7 protein-coding genes are annotated in these 6,336 nt (G+C 35.7%); 4 read left to right on the top strand and 3 right to left on the bottom strand.

Annotated features, from left to right (window positions below; translation table 11 throughout):
* Positions 1 to 321: 321 nt before the first annotated feature.
* Together ilvC and H1P_RS19025 are read right to left on the bottom strand one after the other, a co-directional pair.
* Positions 322 to 1,317, bottom strand: coding sequence for a ketol-acid reductoisomerase (gene ilvC, locus H1P_RS19030; RefSeq protein ID WP_144870263.1), 996 nt, complete (start codon positions 1,315 to 1,317; stop codon positions 322 to 324).
* 111 nt (positions 1,318 to 1,428) lie between these two features.
* A complete protein-coding gene (locus tag H1P_RS19025) occupies positions 1,429 to 2,193 on the bottom strand; it encodes a type IV pilin-like G/H family protein (RefSeq protein ID WP_144870261.1) in 765 nt (254 codons plus the stop codon).
* A 112-nt stretch (positions 2,194 to 2,305) separates the two neighbouring features.
* On the opposite strand from H1P_RS19025, the gene H1P_RS19020 reads away from it, so the two are divergent.
* The 4 genes from H1P_RS19020 to H1P_RS19005 all read left to right on the top strand — a co-directional run bounded on the left by H1P_RS19020 (position 2,306) and on the right by H1P_RS19005 (position 5,244).
* Entirely contained in the window at positions 2,306 to 3,013 is a 708-nt protein-coding gene (locus H1P_RS19020; RefSeq protein ID WP_144870259.1) for a glutathione binding-like protein, read from the top strand.
* Between the two features lie 179 nt (positions 3,014 to 3,192).
* Positions 3,193 to 3,480: a GIY-YIG nuclease family protein gene (locus H1P_RS19015; protein ID WP_144870257.1), complete on the top strand. Its 288-nt coding sequence runs from the start codon at positions 3,193 to 3,195 to the stop codon at positions 3,478 to 3,480.
* A gap of 159 nt (positions 3,481 to 3,639) precedes the next feature.
* Positions 3,640 to 4,257, top strand: coding sequence for a glutathione S-transferase family protein (locus H1P_RS19010; protein ID WP_144870255.1), 618 nt, complete (start codon positions 3,640 to 3,642; stop codon positions 4,255 to 4,257).
* Positions 4,258 to 4,281: 24 nt separating this feature from the next.
* Entirely contained in the window at positions 4,282 to 5,244 is a 963-nt protein-coding gene (locus H1P_RS19005; protein ID WP_144870253.1) for a pyridoxamine 5'-phosphate oxidase family protein, read from the top strand.
* Between the two features lie 288 nt (positions 5,245 to 5,532).
* Here H1P_RS19005 and H1P_RS19000 read toward each other — a convergent pair whose 3' ends face one another.
* Positions 5,533 to 6,222 carry a riboflavin synthase gene (locus H1P_RS19000; protein ID WP_144870251.1) on the bottom strand — a complete coding sequence of 230 codons (690 nt, stop codon included), beginning with the start codon at positions 6,220 to 6,222 and terminating at the stop codon, positions 5,533 to 5,535.
* Positions 6,223 to 6,336: the final 114 nt, after the last annotated feature.

Below are 6,336 nucleotides of genomic sequence, written 5' to 3'. Positions count from 1 at the left end.
GTTCAAGTAAAGCCCTCAGTTAGGTTTAAAGCCGAGGGCGCGTCATTTGAATTTAGTTCAAATGCTTGAGTCGCCCGTTCCTGCATAAATGGCGCGAAAATAGAGAAATATAATTCAATAATTGAATCCTCTGACGATACAGCAGAGGTAATGACGAGTTACTCATTACTCGTTACTTATTACTCGTGAAGTTCGATATTTTTACGTAATTAATAATGTTTTGCTAGTAAATTTAAGGGAATATACATAAAAATTAGCTTGGTTGTTTTTTATTAATGTAGAGACATTTTATGTAACGCCTCTACACATCACAATTTGATATTACTGGTCTTTTAACCAGCTAAAATGAGCGCGAACATCTTTACCTACTTCTTCAATAGGGTGTTCGGCTTCACGACGACGCATTGCAGTAAAACCAGCCTTCCCAGATTGATTTTCTAGTACGAATTCACGAGCAAATTGACCAGACTGAATTTCTGAGAGAATCTTCTTCATTTCGGCTTTGGTTTGGTCGTTAACTATTCTAGAGCCACGAGTATAATCACCATATTCAGCAGTGTTAGAGATACTATCGCGCATTTTTGCCAAACCGCCTTCAACCACCAAATCAACAATCAACTTGACTTCGTGGAGACATTCAAAGTAAGCAAGTTCAGGTTGATAACCAGCTTCTACCAGAGTTTCAAACCCTTTTTGAATTAAAGCACTCAAACCGCCACAGAGAACAACTTGTTCGCCGAATAAATCAGTTTCAGTTTCTTCTCTAAAAGTAGTTTGTAAAATACCCGCACGTGTACCACCAATACCTTTAGCATAAGCCATAGCGCGATCGCGTGCTTGACCAGATGCATCTTGATACACAGCAAAGAGCGCGGGAACACCTTGTCCTTGTTCGTAGGTACGTCTTACTAAGTGACCAGGACCTTTAGGCGCAATCATGACCACATCAACAAATTCGGGGGGAACAATTTGACCGAAGTGAATATTAAATCCGTGAGCAAAAGCTAAAATGTTTCCTTCTTTTAGATTAGGTACGATTTCGTTTTCGTAGATACTTCTTTGTACTTCATCAGGAAGTAGAATCATAATCATGTCGGCTGCTGTTGCTGCTTCGGCGACACTATGAACCTTTAAACCTGCTGCTTCTGCTTTAGCAATCGATTTACTACCAGAATAAAGACCAACAATAACATTGACACCACTATCTTTGAGGTTCAAAGCATGAGCGTGTCCCTGAGAACCATAACCAATAATCGCTACTGTCTTACCACTTAATAAATCTAAATTGGCATCTGCATCATAATACATCTGCGCCATAATATTTCTCCCTACAATTCTAGTCTCGCAAACACATAATTATACCTGCATTTGGTTCATGGATAATTGGACTTTACTAATTTTCGCTATCTAACCTATAATTTTTAACTTTTAGTAGTCAAAACATTCCTCAAAATCGGAATTTTGTTTTCTTGCAATTTTCTCTTGAATATTATTAGATTTTGGTGACATTAAGTCAACTTCCCAAACATGACGAATAAGTTCATTATTAGAAACACGCTTGGAATTACCAGTACAATCTATTTTGCCTTCCATTATTGCTGGCTCTTGAACAAGATCGGCTTCAATATCTGTGGATTCACATAATGCTAAATGAACTGCTTGGCTTCTTCCCGATTGATGAATCATTACGCCATAATAACTCTTTAAGGAATTATTTTTAGGAGTTGCAGTGACTAATAAAACATCATCACTTTTATCACTTATTTCAAATGAATATGTAGGAACTTCTTGATTAAGATTTTCTTCAAGCTCATCCGTAGTTTCGTTACATAGATAGGCTATAAATTTATCATACAAGACAATGTTATATACTCTCGAACTGTCAATAAAATCAACAATTACATCTCTTACTAATTGCTCTTGTTTTTGATTTAATATGATATTCTCAACTTTAGATAGTACTTCATCTTTAAGCTTCAATTTAGAAGATGATTGTAATATTGTATTACAAGCGGAAGCCCTATTTATTGGGGTTAATGAAGCCTCTTTATCTTCACATTGCTGAATTATCTGGTTAACTTTGCTATTTTCGTTTTTTTTCTCTTCTTTAGATAACCCTAAATTTAGCACTAAGTAAGCAATTGGCATGACAAGCATCATTGAGAACATTCTGATCGTATTTCGTGTTTCCATAAATTTAATAAAACCAATCAACTTTGTTTATTATTCCCAAATATTCTGCTTGAAAATCACTAAACTAAAAGATAAATACTAATTAACTTATCACTGGAATTACCCAAAGATTATGAGCATTCAACTATATTACTGGGCTACACCCAACGGTCACAAAATAACCATCTTTCTCGAAGAAGCGGAAGTAGATTATCAAATTCATCCCGTTAATATTGGTAAAGGCGATCAATTCAAACCTGAATTTTTAAAGATTTCCCCCAATAATCGAATGCCAGCCATTATCGATACTGCACCTCCTGATGGTGGCGAACCGCTCTCTGTATTTGAATCAGGAGCAATTTTACTGTACCTGGCAGAGAAAACAGGAAAATTTTTACCTGATAACCTACGTAGTCGCAAAATAGTAACAGAATGGCTATTCTGGCAAGTTGGTGGTTTAGGGCCAATGGCAGGACAAAACCATCACTTCAGTCAATATGCACCAGAGAAAATCCCTTATGCGATCGATCGCTATGTTAAAGAAACCAATAGATTGTATGGGGTATTGAATAATCAATTAGCAGGAAGAGATTACATAGCAGGGGAATATTCCATCGCAGATATGGCTTGTTACCCTTGGATTGTTCCTCATGTCAAACAACAGCAACAACTGAATGATTTTCCCCATCTCAAACGTTGGTTTAATAGTATTGCATCTCGTCCAGCAGTAATTAAAGCATATGAAAAAGGTCAAGAGGTTGCCCGTCAGCCAACTGTAACCGAAGAAAGTAAAAAAATTCTGTTCGGTCAAACCGCAGCAAATCTTAAGCAGGATGAGTAATAAGTATCCTAATACAAGTGCTGATTGTTATATCTCCAAACTCTCATCAGATTGGCTAGATATTTAAAACAAAACTCAATATCTTAATTTAGTAATAAAATTTTCGGTATTTTAGCGATCGCTATTTGCCAAAGCTTAGTATCTTTAGTAAGTCTAACTAAAACTAAAGATACAACATCATGTGGTCTATTTATATTATTCGTTGTCGAGATCGCTCTCTCTATACAGGGATTTCTAACAATGTTGCCAAACGTTTTGCCGTTCATCAATTAGGAAATGCTCAATCGGCTAAATACACCAGAACTCGTCATCCCCTTCAATTAGTTTTCACTGCGGAAATTGGCACTAGATCGGCTGCGAGTACTGCTGAATATCAGATCAAAAAATTATCAAAAAAAACTAAAGAATTACTGGTAGCGGGTAGAATTTCTTTGTCTGCACTTGGTATTGTTTCATCAGAAAAGTAGACAGAAAAATTTCTCCAGGCTTTATTCATTAACCTTTGTGACTTCCTCCATAAATTATTCGGGTAAGATTTTAATTTTTTGACATTTTACCAAACGTTCGGTATAGTAAAACCAGCCAAAACAAAACAAACGTTCGGTTAAGAACCAAGAAAAACAACCATGATTAAACTCTACGGACACGAACTCTCTGGTAATGTTTACAAAATCAGACTCTTACTTGCTTTGCTTGAAATCGAATATGAATTTGTACCCATTGATGTATTTAAAGGAGAACATAAAACGCCTGAATACTTAAAACTCAATCCTTTTGGACAAATACCCGTACTAATCGATGGTGATAAAGTGTTTCCTGATGCGCAAGCAATCTTAGTTTATCTAGCTCGTCAATACGGTACTGAACAATGGCTACCCACTGAAGCAGAATCATTAAGTCGAGTTATACGATGGCTTTCTACTACCGCAGGAGAAATTCGTCAGGGTGTCGAATCAGCAAGATTATTTCATTTTTTCAAGGTGAGAACTATTGATATTGATGCTGCTACGCAAAAATCCGCTTTTATTCTCGATCTCATCAATCGCCATCTAGCAGATCGAGAATGGCTCGAATTAGAACATCCCACTATTGCAGACATTGCTGCTTTTCCTTACATTGCCCTTGCTCCCGATGGTCAAGTATCTTTGGAGGAATACCCTTATATTGTGGCGTGGATTGAACGCATTAAAAGATTGCCTGGGTTTGTAGGAATGCCTGGAATTGAAGCGGTTACTACTGCTTAAAGTAATGGAGATAATACTAATACTATGAATAATTCAGGCTGGTCACACACCGAATCGCCTTTTCACCCTGGAGAATTAGCAGTTCAAGCCAGATTAGGAATCCAAGATCGTATTGATAGACAAGGACGAAGGATTATTCGCGACTATTTAACAGAGCAACATCAAAAATTTTTTGCCCAATTATCTTATGTGATTATAGGTACAGTCGATAAATCTGGTAATCCTTGGGCTTCTATTTTGGTGGGAGAGCCTGGTTTTTTAGAGGTTATTGGCGATCGCAAATTACAAGTCAAAACTAAATTATTAACTGGAGATCCTTTAGCAGTTACTTTAAATGAAGGTATTGATATCGGCTTACTGGGAATTGAACTTCATACCCGTCGTCGCAATCGTATCAATGGAGTTGTAACCAAAATTAATGCGGATAATTTTGAAATTGAAGTAAAACAAGCTTTTGGTAATTGTCCCCAATATATTCAAGGTCGAACTTTTGAATCTGTAAAATCTAATCTTTCTCCTCAGATTAACGAAATAACATCTTTTGGAGAATGTGAGCGTAACCTAATTACTAATGCTGATACTTTTTTTATCGCTACAGCATATCAAGATGAATTTGCGAGTAATAATACTAATAAAGGTGTTGATGTTTCTCATAAAGGAGGAAAACCAAGTTTCGTCAGGATTGATAACAACCAAACTCTAACTATTCCTGACTTTTCTGGTAATAATCATTTTAATACCATTGGGAATCTAGAATTGAATCCCCGTGCAGGATTATTGTTTATTGATTTTGCAAGAAGCAATCTGCTTTATCTTACTGGTACTACGGAAATTATTTGGTCGGGAACAGAAGTTAGCTCTTATCAAGGAGCAGAAAGACTAATTCGTTTTCATTTAACACAAGGTTATCAAGTTGAAAATAGTCTTCCTTTAAGTTGGTCAAATCCCAAATCTTCAAAGTTTTTAGACCAGACAGGTTCTTGGTAAGCTAACATATATTTTTCAAAAGTAAAAACTTAGTGAATGTAATCCATACTATTGGAAATAAACACTACTAAAGCGATGCATTTCTAACTTTAATCGCAACATAAAGACTATGTAGTTCGCCGAATCATATCGTACCGTAAACACATTTCAATTAAAGATTTGGCAAAAGATAATAATGAGTAGATTAGAAGTGTTTTATTCGATTATCAAGTAAAAGTCTTTATTATTAGACAAGATTGAGAAAAATAATAAAGCGATCGCTTTATATTATAGTGAAGATAATATCGATTAAATATATCCATTTTCTGCTAAAAAACTAACGCTAATATCTGATTGCTGATGTTTATGACCCGTGCGATGACTAATTAAACGGTCTACATATTTGCCTAAAATATCACTTTCAACATTAACTAAATCTCCTGATTTCAAACAGGAAAGATTAGTTTCTTCATAGGAATGAGGAATCACCGCAGCTTTAAACCAACTACTATCAAAGGCGCATTCTGCCACAGTTAAACTAATACCATTAACCGCAATACTACCTTTAGAAACTAAGTAAGGAGCAATTTGTTGTTGCCATTGATTTTCCATTCCTGAAGGCGCACCGAAAGACATTTCCCAAGAGGTTTGAGTTGTTAAAGCTTCTTTTAAACAACCAATACCATCTACATGACCTGTAACGAAATGTCCGCCAATTTTTGCTCCTACTCGTAAAGAAGTTTCTAGGTTAACGTATTTAGCAGATTTTTCTCTTTGACCTAAAGTAGTACGCTGCGAAGTTTCTGGAGAAGCTGTGGCAATAAACCCTTGAGGCAAAATTGTTTCCACAGTTAAGCAAATGCCATCCACTGCTACACTATCGCCAATTTCTAAACTAGGTAAAATAGGGGATTTTTCCGCATTTTTAACTAAAATTTGGAGACTATCTCTAGTTTGATAATTAATTGTGCCAAGTTCTTGAATTAAACCTGTAAACATTTTTAGAGTAATATTGCGATACTTTTAATGTAAATAACTAAGCTCAAATATTTTCACTCTGAACTTATCTTAATTGATGCTTTATTTGCCTATGGGCGAAGTCTAATTTTTTCT

Origin of the sequence: Hyella patelloides LEGE 07179 (assembly GCF_900659865.1) — a bacterium.
Classification (GTDB): domain Bacteria; phylum Cyanobacteriota; class Cyanobacteriia; order Cyanobacteriales; family Xenococcaceae; genus Hyella; species Hyella patelloides.
This window is presented reverse-complemented; position numbering and strand designations above follow the sequence as displayed.